We start from the raw sequence: 248 nt of genomic DNA, 5'->3' as shown, positions 1-248 counted from the left end.
GACTTCGGCACGGCATACCGGCCGTGCTGCACGGTGAGGAAGTGGAGCAATGATGAAAACCATGACTAGTGCGTCCCGCTGCTCCCCCTATCGGGTGCTGACGGCCCTTCTTGCGCTTCTCGCGACAGGCATCGCCGGCCGCGTAGAGGCGCAGCCACAGGCAGAGGTCGGCATCCCTTCGTTGAACCGCGCGCGCTTGGCCGTGCCCGGGCCGACCGCCACCGATGTTCGTATCTCATCTGAGCCGA

At 65.3% G+C, this 248-nt stretch carries 1 protein-coding gene; it reads left to right on the top strand.

The window, feature by feature from the left end:
* Positions 1 to 52 precede the first annotated feature (52 nt).
* On the top strand, positions 53 to 248 hold a 196-nt coding region (locus ASE89_RS21355; protein ID WP_236701871.1), incomplete at its 3' end, for a hypothetical protein.

This window comes from Sphingomonas sp. Leaf30 (assembly GCF_001422525.1).
GTDB lineage: Bacteria > Pseudomonadota > Alphaproteobacteria > Sphingomonadales > Sphingomonadaceae > Sphingomonas > Sphingomonas aerolata.
The sequence above is the reverse complement of the archived record's forward strand: the minus strand, read 5'-3'. Positions and strand labels throughout refer to the sequence as shown.